This is a genomic window from Streptomyces sp. TBY4 (genome assembly GCF_024213195.1).
Lineage (GTDB): Bacteria > Actinomycetota > Actinomycetes > Streptomycetales > Streptomycetaceae > Streptomyces.
Genome location: NZ_JANAVF010000003.1, coordinates 226,654 through 241,451, shown reverse-complemented (window position 1 = coordinate 241,451; position 14,798 = coordinate 226,654). Strand labels below are relative to the sequence as shown.

The 14,798-nt window shown below is 69.0% G+C and carries 11 protein-coding genes; 4 read left to right on the top strand and 7 right to left on the bottom strand.

Annotated elements, in window-relative coordinates:
* Window positions 1–12: 12 nt before the first annotated feature.
* Entirely contained in the window at window positions 13–2,283 is a 2,271-nt protein-coding gene (locus NLX94_RS09030) for a DUF6049 family protein (protein WP_254382086.1), read from the bottom strand.
* Between the two features lie 187 nt (window positions 2,284–2,470).
* Between NLX94_RS09030 and NLX94_RS09025 the strand changes: the two genes are divergently transcribed.
* Window positions 2,471–3,937: a CCA tRNA nucleotidyltransferase gene (locus NLX94_RS09025; protein ID WP_254382085.1), complete on the top strand. Its 1,467-nt coding sequence runs from the start codon at window positions 2,471–2,473 to the stop codon at window positions 3,935–3,937.
* 70 nt (window positions 3,938–4,007) lie between these two features.
* Here NLX94_RS09025 and NLX94_RS09020 read toward each other — a convergent pair whose 3' ends face one another.
* The 3 genes from NLX94_RS09020 to NLX94_RS09010 all read right to left on the bottom strand — a co-directional run bounded on the left by NLX94_RS09020 (window position 4,008) and on the right by NLX94_RS09010 (window position 7,143).
* The gene (locus NLX94_RS09020) at window positions 4,008–5,303 is read right to left on the bottom strand and encodes an MFS transporter (RefSeq protein WP_254382084.1); all 1,296 of its coding nucleotides are present in this window, start codon (window positions 5,301–5,303) and stop codon (window positions 4,008–4,010) included.
* Window positions 5,304–5,408: 105 nt separating this feature from the next.
* Window positions 5,409–6,491 carry an inositol-3-phosphate synthase gene (locus tag NLX94_RS09015; protein ID WP_254382083.1) on the bottom strand — a complete coding sequence of 361 codons (1,083 nt, stop codon included), beginning with the start codon at window positions 6,489–6,491 and terminating at the stop codon, window positions 5,409–5,411.
* Window positions 6,492–6,540: 49 nt separating this feature from the next.
* Window positions 6,541–7,143: a PadR family transcriptional regulator gene (locus NLX94_RS09010; protein ID WP_250738617.1), complete on the bottom strand. Its 603-nt coding sequence runs from the start codon at window positions 7,141–7,143 to the stop codon at window positions 6,541–6,543.
* Between the two features lie 274 nt (window positions 7,144–7,417).
* Here NLX94_RS09010 and NLX94_RS38870 point away from each other — a divergent pair, with 274 nt between their 5' ends.
* Window positions 7,418–9,943, top strand: a complete 2,526-nt coding sequence (locus tag NLX94_RS38870; protein WP_302169039.1) for a transglycosylase domain-containing protein — start codon at window positions 7,418–7,420, stop codon at window positions 9,941–9,943.
* 103 nt (window positions 9,944–10,046) lie between these two features.
* A complete protein-coding gene (locus NLX94_RS09000; protein ID WP_254382082.1) occupies window positions 10,047–11,519 on the top strand; it encodes a glycosyltransferase family 87 protein in 1,473 nt (490 codons plus the stop codon).
* A gap of 1 nt (window position 11,520) precedes the next feature.
* Here the strand turns inward: NLX94_RS09000 and NLX94_RS08995 are convergent, their stop codons facing one another.
* From NLX94_RS08995 to NLX94_RS08985, 3 genes are all read right to left on the bottom strand, one after another.
* Complete coding sequence (locus tag NLX94_RS08995) at window positions 11,521–12,552, bottom strand: alanine racemase (protein ID WP_254382081.1); 1,032 nt, start codon at window positions 12,550–12,552, stop codon at window positions 11,521–11,523.
* A gap of 74 nt (window positions 12,553–12,626) precedes the next feature.
* Entirely contained in the window at window positions 12,627–13,745 is a 1,119-nt protein-coding gene (locus tag NLX94_RS08990) for a peptidoglycan bridge formation glycyltransferase FemA/FemB family protein (protein ID WP_254382080.1), read from the bottom strand.
* A gap of 129 nt (window positions 13,746–13,874) precedes the next feature.
* Window positions 13,875–14,186, bottom strand: a complete 312-nt coding sequence (locus NLX94_RS08985; RefSeq protein ID WP_254382079.1) for a hypothetical protein — start codon at window positions 14,184–14,186, stop codon at window positions 13,875–13,877.
* Window positions 14,187–14,436: 250 nt separating this feature from the next.
* On the opposite strand from NLX94_RS08985, the gene rpsF reads away from it, so the two are divergent.
* Window positions 14,437–14,727: a 30S ribosomal protein S6 gene (gene rpsF / locus NLX94_RS08980; RefSeq protein ID WP_015034882.1), complete on the top strand. Its 291-nt coding sequence runs from the start codon at window positions 14,437–14,439 to the stop codon at window positions 14,725–14,727.
* Window positions 14,728–14,798: the final 71 nt, after the last annotated feature.

Here is a 14,798-nt window from a genome sequence, read left to right as displayed (position 1 = left end):
CCACGGCATCGCTCAACGGTCCACTGTCTCACCCGTGCCGGACGGGTCCGCGCTTTGCGGTCCGGTGTCCGGGGACTCGTCACTCTGCTGCGTGTTCTCCTCGGCGGCGGCGCGTGCTGCGACACGCTTGCGGGTGGCGTACATCTTGATGCCCGCCAGCACGAGGAGGAGGACCCCGCCCGCGATGACGAGCATGACGGTCGGGGTGACCTCGGTGGCTTCGACGGTGAACTTGCGGGCCTTGCCGTAGGGCACGCCGTCGGTGGTGAAGAGCTGGGCCGTGACCTCGACCGGGCCGCTCGCCGTGGCGTTGGCGGGGAACTTCACGGTCTGGCTGTGCCCGCCCTGGATGGAGACCTCCTGCTGGGCCTCCCCGCTGTCGCCGAACATCAGCCGGGTCGGGTTGGCGGAGCGCAGCCGGAGGACCAGGTTGTGGGTGTCCTGGACGAGGCCGTTCTGGACGGTGACGGGGATGGTCGCGCTGTGTCCGGAGAGGGTCGCGTCGGACTTGGGGATGATCTTGACCTTCTCGGTGAGCCGGACCAGGTACTGCTGCACCTGGTCCCGGTACTCCCGGGCCGCGTCGGGGCGGCCGCGCCAGGAGGTGGACATCTCCCGGTTGGTGGTGTTGCCGAAGGGGATCTCCACGCGGTCGGGCGCGGTCAGGATCACCTTGAAGTGGTCGAGGGTGGTCTCGGTGGCGCGGATCTTCTCGAAGGCGGAGACCGGCAGTTCCTGCTTGCTCAGCGCCTCGGGGTACTGGCCGGCTCCGGGGACCTGGGTGGCGGCGCGGGGGTCGGGAGTCGCGGCGGCCGCCGCCTCCAGGTCCACGGCCTGGCTCCAGCGGCCCGACTGCAGACCCCGTATGGCGGCGGCCATCGTCTGTGCCTGACTGGCGCTGGGCGTCCGCTGCGGGGCGACGACGAAGCTGCGCTGGCTGTCGGCCTTCTGCAGGTTCAGGGCGAGGGTCTGGGCGAGGAACTGCTGCACCGAGAGGGTGGAGTTCCCGGCGCGGAGCATGTCGCCCTCGAACGCGGTGGAGAGGTCGGCGTCGGCGACCACGGCCGTGGTGCCCGCGCCGATGGGCCGCGCGGCCGACGGGGTGTAGCCGAGGGCGCCGGTCTCCTGGAGGCTGTCGCTGCGGGTGAGGACGTTGTGGGCGCCGGCCGACGTCGCGACGTTGACGATCGAGGGGTCGATCGCCCCGTTCACGGGCCAGGAGAAGTCGGTGCTCGCGGGGACGTGCAGGACGGTCTCGACGGCGTCCTTCGCCTTGTCGGTGGCCGGCCGCAGCTGTCCGAGGGTGCCGGAGACGTCCTTGCCGCGGTGGGCGAGCGAGGCGATGTCCGGATCCGCGAAGGGCAGCGCGACGACCTTCTTGCCCTGGACGGCGTTCTCCAGCGAGCTCAGCCACTGCTCGGCGATGGCCTTGTTCTTGCCCGCGACGGTCCGGCCGTCGGGGGTGCGGACCCGGTAGCCCTTGGTCATCGCGTCGACGGTGTAGAGCAGGTCCGGGTCGATGACCCAGGTGATGGGAAGGTCCTTGCCGAGGGTGACCATCTGTTCCAGGCGGCCGCCCGGCTTCAGCTCGTCGGCGAGGCCGTCGTCGAGGAAGACGGGGGTCTGCAGCTCGTCCGAGCCGGTCTCCGAGGTCAGGTGCGTGGTGGAGATCAGGGGCCAGACGTACGCGAGCTGGGAACGCTTGGCGGCGGCCTCCGGCTGCCAGGGCAGGAAGGTCCGCTTGATGCCGAGGACCTGCTCGTACTGGCGGCTCGCGGTCTCCCCGGACAGGGAGACGCCGAGCTGGTAGACGCCGTCCTCGTCCAGGTCCAGCTTGTTCACCGGAACCTTGAGGGTGAACGGCTGGCTGACCTTCGAAGGCAGCGAATCGATCTTCACGGCGAACTCGGCGCCGACCTCCGCAGGGTCGGTACCGGCCCGGAAACCGCCGCGCTCGGCGGCTTCCTCGATGGAGGTGCGGTCCCCCAGCGCCGGCCCGACCCGCAGACCCACGTGCGCGTCGGTGATCTTCTCGGTGCCGTTGTTGGTCACGGTGCCCGAGATGGTGAGGGTGTCGCCCTTGACCGGGGCGCTCGGCGTCAGCCCGTCGAGCTGGACGTCGACGGCGGCGGCCGCCGTGTCGGCGGCCTGGGCTTCGGGAGCGTGCGAGTAGACCAGGCCGGCGAGGACCGGCGTCCCTGCGAGCAGGACGACCGCGCGCCGCAGCCACCGTCGCCGGGCAGGAGCGAGGGGCGCCCCCTGGATGTCTGCCGCCTCGGCCAACGCGCTCGTCCGTCCCTCGGAGTGTCAGTGGTCGTCGTTTGTGCGTCCACGCATGGTAACGAGGCCCGCTGTGCGCGAGTGCCGCGCCTTGCTCCACATGATCGGCTCCGCCCCGGAGCGGCCGGGGGCCGGGGTGGCCGCGAAACACGGGAGCTCCGGGCGGGCCGGGCACGTACCCTTTTCTGTTGTGCCGAACGCCAACGAAGACAACCCCAGTGTCCTGAATCACGGGCAGGCCCGCGCGGTGAGTGAACTGCTGCGGATCGCCCCTGTCGCCGACGAGCTCGGCCGCCGTTTCCAGGAGGCGGGTTTCCGTCTCGCCCTGGTCGGCGGGTCCGTCCGCGACGCGCTGCTCGGGCGCCTCGGCAACGATCTGGACTTCACCACCGATGCCCGCCCCGAGGACGTTCTCAAGATCGTCAGGCCGTGGGCCGACTCGGTCTGGGACGTCGGCATCGCCTTCGGCACGGTCGGTGCGCAGAAGGACGCGCGCGTCGGGGACGTGGATCGCAGCTTCCAGATCGAGGTGACCACGTACCGCTCGGAGTCCTACGACCGGACCTCGCGCAAGCCCGAGGTCTCCTACGGCGACTCCATCGAGGAAGACCTCGTCCGCCGTGACTTCACGGTGAACGCGATGGCCGTCGCGCTCCCCGAGAAGGAGTTCGTGGACCCGCACGGCGGTCTGGAGGACCTCCGGGCGGGCGTGCTGCGGACCCCGGGCACGGCCGAGGACTCCTTCTCCGACGACCCGCTGCGGATGCTGCGGGCGGCACGGTTCGCCGCCCAGCTCGACTTCGAGGTCGCCCCGGACGTGGTGACGGCGATGACGGAGATGTCCGGCCGCATCGAGATCGTCTCGGCCGAGCGGGTCCAGGGAGAACTGAACAAGCTCCTGCTCTCCGCGCACCCGCGCAAGGGCCTGGGCCTCCTCGTGGACACGGGGCTGGCCGAGCACGTGCTGCCGGAGCTGCCGGCGCTGCGTCTGGAGAGCGATGAGCACCACCGGCACAAGGACGTCTACGACCACTCGCTGATCGTGCTGGAGCAGGCGATCGCGCTGGAGGACGAGGGCCCGGACCTGGTGCTGCGGCTCGCGGCCCTGCTGCACGACATCGGCAAGCCCCGGACCCGCAGGTTCGAGAGCGACGGACGGGTCTCCTTCCACCACCACGAGATGGTGGGCGCGAAGATGACCAAGAAGCGCATGACCGCGCTCAAGTACTCCAACGACATGGTCAAGGACGTGTCCCGGCTGGTGGAGCTGCACCTGCGCTTCCACGGGTACGGGGACGGGGAGTGGACCGACTCCGCCGTGCGGCGCTACGTCCGTGACGCCGGTCCGCTGCTGGACCGGCTGCACAAGCTGACCCGTTCCGACTGCACCACGCGCAACAAGCGCAAGGCGAACGCGCTCTCCCGCACCTACGACGGGCTGGAGGAGCGCATCGCCCAGCTGCAGGAGAGGGAGGAGCTGGACGCGATCCGGCCCGACCTCGACGGCAACGAGATCATGCGGGTCCTCGACGTGGGCCCCGGCCCGGTGATCGGCAAGGCCTACGCATTCCTGCTGGAGCTGCGGCTGGAGAACGGCCCGATGGAGCACGACGCGGCGGTGGCCGCGCTCAAGGAGTGGTGGGCGGCACAGGGCTGAGGGCCGGGGTGGGCCGATGTTTCCCGTGAAACATCGGCCCACCGGTCGTGCTGCGGCCGGTGGTCTGCGGTCAGGGCGATGTTTCACGTGAAACATCGCCCTGACGCGTATCGCTCTGACGCATGAGGAGTGCCGCGGTGGCGGTGTAGAGCACCGTCACCCCGAGGACCAGGGGGACGGAGTGCCCGTCGAGGGGGAGCACGAGAGCGGCCACCCCAGCGGCGCCCACGAAGGCGGCGTTGAAGAGCACGTCGTAGACGGAGAAGACGCGGCCGCGGAAGGCGTCGTCCACCTGGGACTGCACGACGGTGTCGGTGGAGATCTTGGCCCCCTGGGTAGCGAGGCCCAGCACGAAGGCGGCCGCCAGCATCGGCCCGGGCGCGAAGAACAGGCCGAGTGCGGGCACCAGCACCGCGGCGCCCGCGGCGCACAGGGTGATGGAACCGAGGGCGCCCAGCCAGCCCACCAGCCAGGGAGTGACGACGGCGGCGGCGAAGAACCCCGCCCCGGAGACGCCGACCGTGACGCCCAGCAGCGCCAGCCCGTCGGCCTCGGTGTCCGACCAGGCGTAGCGGCAGAGCATGAGCAGCATGACGAACAGGGCCCCGTAGCAGAAGCGCATGACGGTCATGGCGGTGAGCGCCCGGGCCGCCTCGCGCCGGGAGGCCAGGTGCCGCAGGCCCTCGGCCAGTCCCCGCAGGGTGAGGGCGACCCCCTGGCCGATCGTCGGGTTGATGCGGCCGGGAGGGTGGTCGGGTCCGAGGAGGTCCAGGGCCAGGCGCAGGGAGACCAGGGCCGCACACAGGTAGAGGCCGGCTCCGAGGAGTACGACCAGGGCGTCGGAGTCATCGGCCAGTACCCGCACGAGGAAGGCCAGGCCCCCGCCGGCGACGGCGGCGAGCGTTCCCGCGGTGGGTGAGAGGGCGTTCGCGGTGACCAGCTGGCCGGGTGCGACGACCCGCGGCAGGGATGCGGCGAGCCCGGCCAGGACGAAGCGGTTGACCGCGGTCACGGACAGGGCCGAGGCGTAGAAGAGCCAGTCGGGAACGTGCGCGACGATCAGCATGCCGGTGACGCAGGCGAGGAAGGCCCGCAGCAGGTTGCCGTAGAGGAACACCTGGCGGCGCCGCCAGCGGTCAAGGAGGACTCCGGCGAAGGGGCCGATCACCGAATAGGGCAGCAGGAGCACCGCCATGGCCGAGGCGATGGCGGCCGGCGAGGCCTGCTTCTCCGGGGAGAAGACGACGTAGGCGGCCAGCGCGACCTGGTAGACCCCGTCGGCTGCCTGGGAGAGCAGCCGTACGGCGAGCAGATTGCGGAAGTCCCGCAGACGCAGGAGTACGCGCAGATCACGTACGACAGCCATGAGGGAAAGGGTCACACACGCGGAGGGTCCCCGGGCGCATTGCCCGGGGACCCTCCGCGGAAGAACCGCCGAAGTCCAGGCGTCCTGGAGGACGCCGGGGTTCGACTAGCGCTCGACCTCGCCCTTGATGAACTTCTCGACGTTGGCCAGGGCCTCGTCGTCGAAGTACTGCACCGGCGGGGACTTCATGAAGTAGCTCGAGGCCGACAGGATCGGGCCACCGATGCCGCGGTCCTTGGCGATCTTCGCGGCGCGCAGGGCGTCGATGATGACACCGGCCGAGTTCGGGGAGTCCCACACCTCGAGCTTGTACTCGAGGTTCAGCGGGACGTCGCCGAAGGCACGGCCTTCGAGGCGGACGTAGGCCCACTTGCGGTCGTCGAGCCACGCCACGTAGTCGGACGGGCCGATGTGGACGTTCTTCTCGCCGAGCTCGCGGTCGGGGATCTGCGAGGTGACGGCCTGAGTCTTGGAGATCTTCTTCGACTCGAGGCGGTCGCGCTCCAGCATGTTCTTGAAGTCCATGTTGCCGCCGACGTTGAGCTGCATGGTGCGCTCAAGACGGACACCGCGGTCCTCGAACAGCTTCGCCATCACGCGGTGCGTGATGGTCGCGCCGACCTGCGACTTGATGTCGTCGCCGACGATCGGGACACCGGCCTCGGTGAACTTGTCGGCCCACTCCTTGGTGCCGGCGATGAAGACCGGGAGGGCGTTGACGAAGGCGACCTTGGCGTCGATGGCGGCCTGGGCGTAGAACTTCGCCGCGACCTCGGAGCCGACGGGGAGGTAGCAGATCAGGACGTCGACCTGGCGGTCCTTGAGGATCTGGACGATGTCGACCGGGGCCTCGGCGGACTCCTCGATGGTCTGGCGGTAGTACTTGCCCAGGCCGTCGTGGGTGTGGCCGCGCTGAACGGTCACGCCCGCGTTCGGGACGTCACAGATCTTGATGGTGTTGTTCTCGCTGGCGCCGATGGCGTCCGAAAGGTCGAGGCCGACCTTCTTCGCGTCGACGTCGAACGCGGCGACGAACTCGATGTCGCGCACGTGGTAGTCGCCGAACTGGACGTGCATCAGACCGGGGACCTTGGCCGCCGGGTCGGCGTCCTTGTAGTACTCGACGCCCTGCACCAGCGAGGCGGCGCAGTTGCCTACGCCGACGATGGCTACGCGAACCGAACCCATTCCGGTTGCTCCCTGTTTGTTCTCGGACGAGGCCTGCGAGATGCAGACCTCACTTTGCAGTTTCGTCGGACGGACCGGGTCGTCTCTGATCCCGTCCCGCCCGCTCACTCTCGATGAGCTCGTTCAGCCAGCGCACTTCGCGCTCCACGGATTCCATGCCGTGGCGTTGCAGCTCGAGCGTGTAGTCGTCGAGCCGCTCGCGTGTGCGAGCCAGCGAGGCGCTCATCTTCTCCAGGCGCTCCTCAAGGCGGCTGCGACGGCCCTCCAGAACCCGCATGCGTACGTCTCGTTCGGTCTGGCCGAAAAAGGCGAAGCGGGCGGCGAAGGACTCGTCCTCCCAGGCATCGGGGCCCGTGTGGGAGAGGAGCTCCTCGAAGTGCTCCTTACCTGCTGCCGTCAACCGGTAGACGATCTTGGCGCGGCGCCCTGCGAGTGAAGCGGCGAGAGCGTCCTCCGGGGCATTGCCCGGCTCTTCGATCAACCAGCCGTTGGTGACGAGCGTCTTGAGGCAGGGGTAGAGCGTCCCGTAGCTGAACGCTCTGAACACCCCCAGTGAGGTGTTGAGCCGCTTGCGCAGCTCGTAACCGTGCATGGGGGATTCGCGAAGCAGGCCGAGAACAGCGAACTCGAGGATGCCTGAGCGCCTGCTCATCCGCTTGCCCTTCCCCCGCCTCGGAGTCTTTATGTCGAGCTGATGTATCGACTCGATACATCCAGACGATAGAACGGGTAGCCGTCCGCTACAAGTGGTGACACGGTGACCGGCGTCACATCACCGATTTGCACGAGGCAAGTTGCCTGATTTGGGGTGAACTTCGGCACTGATTGGCTTTTGCGTCTGCGTAGTCTGTGCGCCATGACACCGGGGGGACCGGAACTCACCTGCCGCTTCCAGGCCACTCGCCTGCCCGAGGAGTAGTCGTTCGATGAGCGAGCACCGCCGCAAACAGCAACAGCCCCAGGGCGGCGGCCGCGCAGCCGCCCGCAAGGCCGCCCAGCAGCGCCCTGCCAGGGGCGCCGGTTCCGGGCGTGACGTCCCCACCGGGTCACCCAGCGGCCCGTACGGACAGCAGCCGCCTCACGGCAGCCGGTCGGAGGCCCGCAGAGCCGCCGGCCGAGCCCCGGCGGGCCGGGGCGCCGGCCGCCCCAAGCGGTTCATCAACTATCCGCGCGGCGAAAAGGTCGGCTGGAAGCGCTTCGTCCCGTCCTGGAAGCTCGTCAGCGGCACGACCCTGGGCTTCTTCGCGATGATCACCCTGGGCGCCGGCATCGGCATCGCCATGGTGGACAAGCCCGACGCGAACAAGACGGCCAAGGCACAGAACAACGTCTTCTACTGGTCCGACGACACCCAGATGGTCGCGACCGGCGGCTCGATGAACCGACAGATCGTCCCCATCGGGAAGATCCCCCGGTCGATGCAGAACGCCGTGATCGCGGCGGAGAACGCGTCCTTCGAGTCGGACAAGGGCGTCGACCCGATGGGCATCGCCCGCGCCGTGTGGAACATGGCCAAGGGCGGATCCACCCAGGGCGGCTCCACGATCACCCAGCAGTTCGTGAAGAACACGTACCTGGACGCCGACCAGACGCTCAAGCGCAAGGTTACCGAGCTCTTCATCTCGATAAAGCTGGGCGTGAGCGAGGAGAAGAACACGATCCTCGCGGGCTACCTGAACACCGCCTACTACGGCCGTGACGCCTACGGGATCCAGGCGGCGGCGCGCGCCTACTTCGGCAAGGACTGCGACCAGCTCACTCCCTCCGAGAGCGCGTTCCTCGCCGCCGTGCTCAAGGGCCCGAACCTCTACAACCCCGACGGCGGCATCGGCTCCGCGGCCACGCCCGAGGCGAACAAGGACCGGGCCGTGAAGCGCTGGGCCTGGGTGCTGGACCGCGAGGTCGAGGTGGGCCGCATGCAGAAGGCCGAGCGCGACCAGTACACGGCCTTCCCCACCCTGATCGAGGCCCCCGAGGCCGCCGGCATGTCCGGCCAGATCGGCTACCTGGTCGAGACGGCCAAGCTGTACATGCTGAAGAAGAACGGCATCAAGGTCGAGGACCTGGCCAAGGGCGGCTACCGGATCTACACCACCTTCGACAAGACGAAGGTGGACGCGCTGGTCAAGGCCGTCGAGGGCACCCGCGACGGGATGCTCGACGAGAAGAAGCGACCCGACACCGACACCTTCGTGCAGTTCGGCGCGGCCTCGGTGGACGTGAAGACCGGAGCCCTCGTCGCCCTGTACGGCGGTCCGGGCATCGACAAGAAGCACTTCAACAACAACGCCAACACCTCGGGCGTCCAGGTCGGCTCGACCTGGAAGCCCTTCGTGCTCGCGGCCGCGATGGAGTACGGCACGCAGAACTCGAAGGGCAAGGGGATCTCGGCCGACAGCAAGTACATGGCCAGCGACCTCACGGTGATCAACAACCGTGCGGGCCAGCCGCTGCGCGACGGCTCCGGCAAGCCCTTCCGGCAGAAGAACGAGAGCCCGACCGACTACGGCTACGTGACCCTGAACAAGGCGATGGAGGACTCGATCAACGTCCCCTTCGCCCAGCTCGTCTTCGACGTCGGCCACGACAAGGTGAGGGAGGTCGCCAAGTCGACCGGCATCCTCGAGGAGTCCTTCGACCCGAACCCCAACGCCTCCTTCGCCCTGGGCACCTCGACCCCCAGCGCCATCCGGATGGCCAACTCATACGCCACCTTCGCCGCCTCCGGCACCCACCACGAGCAGTACTCGGTGCGCAGCGTCAAGAAGGACGGCAGGGACGTCCCCGGCTTCGACCCGCCCAAGGCGCAGCGCGCCATGGACAACTCCGTCGCGGACAACATCACCAAGGTGCTGCGCAACGTCGTCGAGAACGGCACCGGTACCAAGGCCAAGAAGCTCGGCCGGCCCGCCGCGGGCAAGACCGGTACCACCGACAAGAACATGTCGGCCTGGTTCGTCGGCTACACCCCCGAGCTGTCCACCTCCGTGGCCCTGTTCCGCTCGGACCCGAACGCGGAGAAGAAGGAACTCATCTCGATGAGGGGCGTGGCGGGCATTCCCTCCCTCCACGGTGGTGACATCCCGGCCGAGATCTGGACCAAGTACATGAAGGAGGCGCTGAACGGCGTCCCGGAGTCGAAGTTCCCGGAGCCCGAGGAGATCGGCGTCATCGCGGACGCCTCCGGTGCTCCCTCGCCCTCCCCGTCGCCTTCCCCCTCCCCCTCGCCGTCCCCGTCGAACTCGCCGTCGCCGACCCCGTCGCCCAGCCCGAGCCCCTCGCGCACCGGCGGCAAGCCGACCTGCAAGCCGTGGGCCATCTGCGAGCCGGACCCCAGCCCCAGCTCCTCCCGGTCGCCCTCGCCCTCGCCCAGCAAGTCGGGCGGCAGGCCCGGCGGAGCGACCAACGGCGGGAGCGGAGGCTTCCCGATAGGGGGCTCCACGGGCGGCTGACCGTACGCCCCACGACACGGTCGAGAGGGCCGTCGCACCCGGTGCGGCGGCCCTCTCGCACGCTCTCATGGGCGGCGGCCCCGCCGTACGGCAGGATGTGCGCATGACGAAGGTGCACGAGGACAGCCCCGTACTGCCCCCCGTACTGCCCACCCGGCAGGACGAGGTGGCCGCCGCGGGGAGCGAGTTCATCGGCGGCCCGCTGGGCCGCTACGCCCGGCTCGGCGGCCACTGGCTGAACCCGGTACGGGTCGTCGTCCTCGTGACGCTCGGGATGTTCGCGCTGGGCATGGCGCAGAAGCTGCCCTGCTACAACTGGGCGTGGTTCCGCGGGGCCGGCTCCCAGTACACCCACGCCTGCTACTCGGACATCCCGCACCTCTTCGTCGTACGCGGCTTCGCCGACGGCCTCACCCCGTACTTCGACCGGATCCCCGGCGACATGCAGTTCCTGGAGTACCCGGTGCTCACCGGGCTCTTCATGAAGGTCGCCTCCTGGATGACCCCCGGCAGCGGCTCCATGCAGCACCGGGAGCAGATGTACTGGATGGTCAACGCGGGCATGCTGATGGTCTGCGCCGCGGTGATCGCGGTGTGCGTGGCCCGCACCCACCGCCGCCGGCCGTGGGACGCCCTGCTCTTCGCGCTCGCGCCCGGTTTCGCACTCACCGCGACCATCAACTGGGACCTGATGGCCATCGCGCTGACCGCTGCCGCGATGCTCATGTGGTCGCGGAGCCGTCCGCTGGCCTTCGGTGTCTTCCTGGGCCTGGCCACCGCGGCCAAGCTCTACCCCGTCCTGCTGCTCGGGGCCGTGTTCGTGCTCTGCTGGCGGGCCGGGAAGTGGCGTGCCTTCGGCGCGGCGGTCGGCGGCACCGCGGCCTCCTGGCTCGCGGTGAACCTGCCCGTCATGCTCTTCGCGTGGGAGGGCTGGACGAAGTTCTACACCTTCAGCCAGGAGCGGCCGATCGACTTCGGATCGGTGTGGCTGCTGATCTCCCAGCGCTCCGGGAACCCGCTCGAAGACGCCAACACCTACGCGACGGGCCTGACGCTCCTGCTGTGCGCGGCCATCGGCGCGCTCGCGCTCACCGCACCCCGCCGCCCCCGCTTCGCCCAGCTGGCCTTCCTGCTGGTGGCCGCCTTCATCCTGCTCAACAAGGTCTACTCGCCCCAGTACGTGCTGTGGCTCATCCCGCTCGCCGCGCTGGCCCGGCCGCGCTGGCGGGACTTCCTGATCTGGCAGACCGGCGAGGTCATCTACTTCCTGGGCATCTGGTTCTACCTCGCCTACACGACCAGCGGCGACAAGCACCAGGGCCTGCCGCTGGAGGGCTACCAGCTGGCCATCACGGCCCACCTGCTGTGCACGCTCTACCTGTGCGCGGTGGTCGTACGAGACATCCTGCTGCCCGACCGGGACGTGGTGCGGCGCGACGGCTCGGACGACCCCTCGGGGGGTGTCCTGGACGGTGCCGAGGACGTCTTCACGCTCGCGCAGACGCCGAAGGCGCCGCAGGACGCGGCGCCTTCGGAGGGTCAGCGGGTCGACTGGGGCGCACGCCCCGGGGAGTGACTCAGGCGTCGAGCACCCGGTCGAACTGCGTGGTGGTGTGGCGCAGGTGCGCCACCAGTTCGTCGCCGACCTTCGGCTCGGGAGAGTCCGACGGCACGAACAGGATGGACACCTGCATGTGCGGCGGCTCGGCGAACCAGCGCTGCTTGCCCGCCCAGACGAACGGCGACAGGTTGCGGTTGACGGTGGCGAGCCCGGCCCGGGCGACGCCCTTGGCACGCGGCATCACCCCGTGCAGGGCCTTGGGGGCCTCCAGGCCGACGCCGTGGGAGGTGCCGCCGGCGACGACGACCAGCCAGCCGTCGGAGGCGGCCTTCTGCTGCCGGTAGCCGAACCGGTCGCCCTTGGCGACGCGGGTGACGTCGAGCACCGCACCGCGGTACTCGGTCGCCTCGTGGTCGCCCAGCCACAGCCGGGTGCCGATGCGGGCCCGGAAGCGCGTCTGCGGGAACTGCTGCTGCAGCCGTGCCAGGTCCGACGCCTTCAGGTGGCTGACGAACATGGTGTGCAGCGGCAGCCGGGCGGCGCGCAGCCGGTCCATCCAGGCGATGACCTCTTCGACGGCGTCCGTGCCGTCCGGGCGGTCCAGCGGCAGGTGCAGGGCGAAGCCCTCCAGCCGGACGTCCTCGATCGCCGAGTGGAGCTGGCCGAGCTCCTGCTCGGAGATCCCGTGCCGGCGCATCGAGCTCATGCACTCGATGACCACACGGGCACCGACCAGGCCGCGGACCCCGTCGAGCGAGGACACCGAGCGGATGACCCGGTCCGGCAGCGGGACCGGGTCCTCGCCGCGCCGGAACGGGGTCAGGACGAGCAGGTCACCGCCGAACCAGTCCTTGATGCTGGCGGCCTCGTACGTCGTGCCGACCGCGAGGACGTCGGCGCCCATCCGGGTCGCCTCCTCGCAGAGCCGCTCGTGACCGAAGCCGTAGCCGTTGCCCTTGCAGACGGGGATCATCCCGGGGAACTGGTCCTGGATCTGCTTCTGGTGCGCACGCCAGCGCGCGGTGTCGACGTAGAGCGTGAGCGCCATGCCCGTCCGGAGCCTCTCTCGAAAAGCTGCGTGGTGCAGCGGTGCGGTGCGGTGCGTGTGGGGGTTCGGTGGGGTCAGCGGCGCGACATGTAGATGTCGAGCGCCTTGTGCAGCAGCTTGTTGAGCGGGAAGTCCCACTCGCCGACGTACTCGACGGCCTCGCCGCCCGTGCCGACCTTGAACTGGATCAGCCCGAACAGGTGGTCGTTCTCGTCCAGGGTGTCACTGATGCCGCGCAGGTCGTAGACGCTTGCGCCGAGCGCGTAGGAGTCGCGCAGCATCCGCCACTGCATCGCGTTCGAAGGGCGGACCTCGCGCTTGTGGTTGGCGGAGGCGCCGTACGAGTACCAGACGTGCTGCCCGACCGTCAGCATCGTGGCGGCGGCCAGCGGCTCCCCCTCGTGGGTGGCGATGTACAGCCGCATCCGGTTGGGGTCCTCGGAGTTGAGGGCCGTCCACTGGCGCTGGAAGTAGCTGAGCGGGCGCGGGCGGAACTTGTCGCGCTCGGCGGTGATCTCGTACAGCTTCTGCCAGGTCGGCAGGTCCTCGTAACCGCCCTGCACGACCTCGACGCCGGCCTTCTCGGCCTTCTTGATGTTGCGGCGCCACAGCTGGTTGAAGCCCTTGAGGACGTCGTCCAGCGAGCGGTTGGCCAGAGGCACCTGGAAGACGTACCGGGGCTGGACGTCGCCGAAGCCGGCTCCGCCGTCCTCGGCCTGCTGCCAGCCCATCCGGCGCAGTTTGTCGGAGACTTCGAAGGCGCGGGGCTCGATGACGGAGGCCTCGACGTCGCGCAGGCGCTTGACCTCCGGGTCCTGGATACCGGCCTTGATGGCGGTGGAGTTCCAGCGGCGGATGACGACGGGCGGGCCCATCTTCACGGTGAAGGCACCCTGCTGCTTGAGGTGCGTCAGCATCGGCTGGAGCCACTCTTCGAGGTTGGGGGCGTACCAGTTGATGACCGGGCCCTCGGGGAGGTACGCGAGGTACCGCTTCACCTTGGGCAGCTGTCGGTACAACACGAGTGCGGCACCGACGAGTTCGCCGGACTGGTCGAACCATCCGAGGTTCTCGGAACGCCACTCGTTCTTCACGTCGGCCCACGCCGGGACCTGGCAGTGGCTAGCCGAGGGCAGGCTCTGGAGGTAGCCCAGGTGCTGCTCTCGGCTGATGGTCCTCAGGGACAGGCTCATGCGGGGCGTCTCCTCGGCGGCTTCGCTGGCTATGGCGCGAAGCCTACTGCGACGGGGGCGCCACCCATCTGGGGGACAGGCCGGGCCCGGGCCGGTGGGAGGCCGGCGCCCCGTCGCGGAGGCACCCGGTCAGCCCAGCCAGCCGCCGAAAAGACCGCCGTGGGCCATACCGAGGAAGAACCCGATGGCCGAGGCTCCGAGGCCGATGATCAGTGCTGTGCGTTCGCGTGTCGTGGCGGAGATGAACTGGCCGTAGAGCCCGGTGATGATCCCGATCAGCCCGGTCCACGAGCTGAGCAGGTGCAGGTTGTGGAAGAAGGCCGTGATGAACGCCACGGCGCCGAGGATCAGGGTGACCGCCACCAGGGTGTCCTGGAGCGGATGGGGCTTGCCGTCGGTCGCGAAGAGCGAGATGGACTGGCGTTGCATTGCCTGTGCCATGGGAAGGCACCTCCTGGCTGCAGCAGAGCGGTGCTGCGGGCCGCCTCCGGCAGGTGCCGGGGGCTTAGCACCGAGAACACCCGATGCATACAGATTGTGGCCTCCTGGTGCCGGATTTCAACCGGAAGGAGTCGAGGAGGTAGTCTGTACAGCTGCGCGGTGTCTGCTCTGCAGATGCCGTGCGCACGCATCACGACCCTCCTGCCACGGAACGACCGTGGCCGCTGAGTCCAAAGGAGGTGGGTTCCACATGCGTCACTACGAAGTGATGGTCATCCTCGACCCCGATCTCGAGGAGCGCGCTGTCTCCCCGCTGATCGAGAACTTCCTTTCTGTCGTCCGTGAGGGCAACGGAAAGGTCGAGAAGGTCGACACCTGGGGCCGTCGTCGTCTCGCTTACGAGATCAAGAAGAAGCCCGAGGGCATCTACTCGGTCATCGACCTCCAGGCCGAGCCTGCGGTCGTCAAGGAGCTTGACCGACAGCTGAACCTGAACGAGTCGGTTCTCCGGACCAAGGTCCTTCGCCCCGAGACCCACTGAACTTCGGTTCAGCGGTAATCGGGACCGAGTAGCACAGCAGCCCAGCAGCAATCCCCGCCGAGAGGTTCATC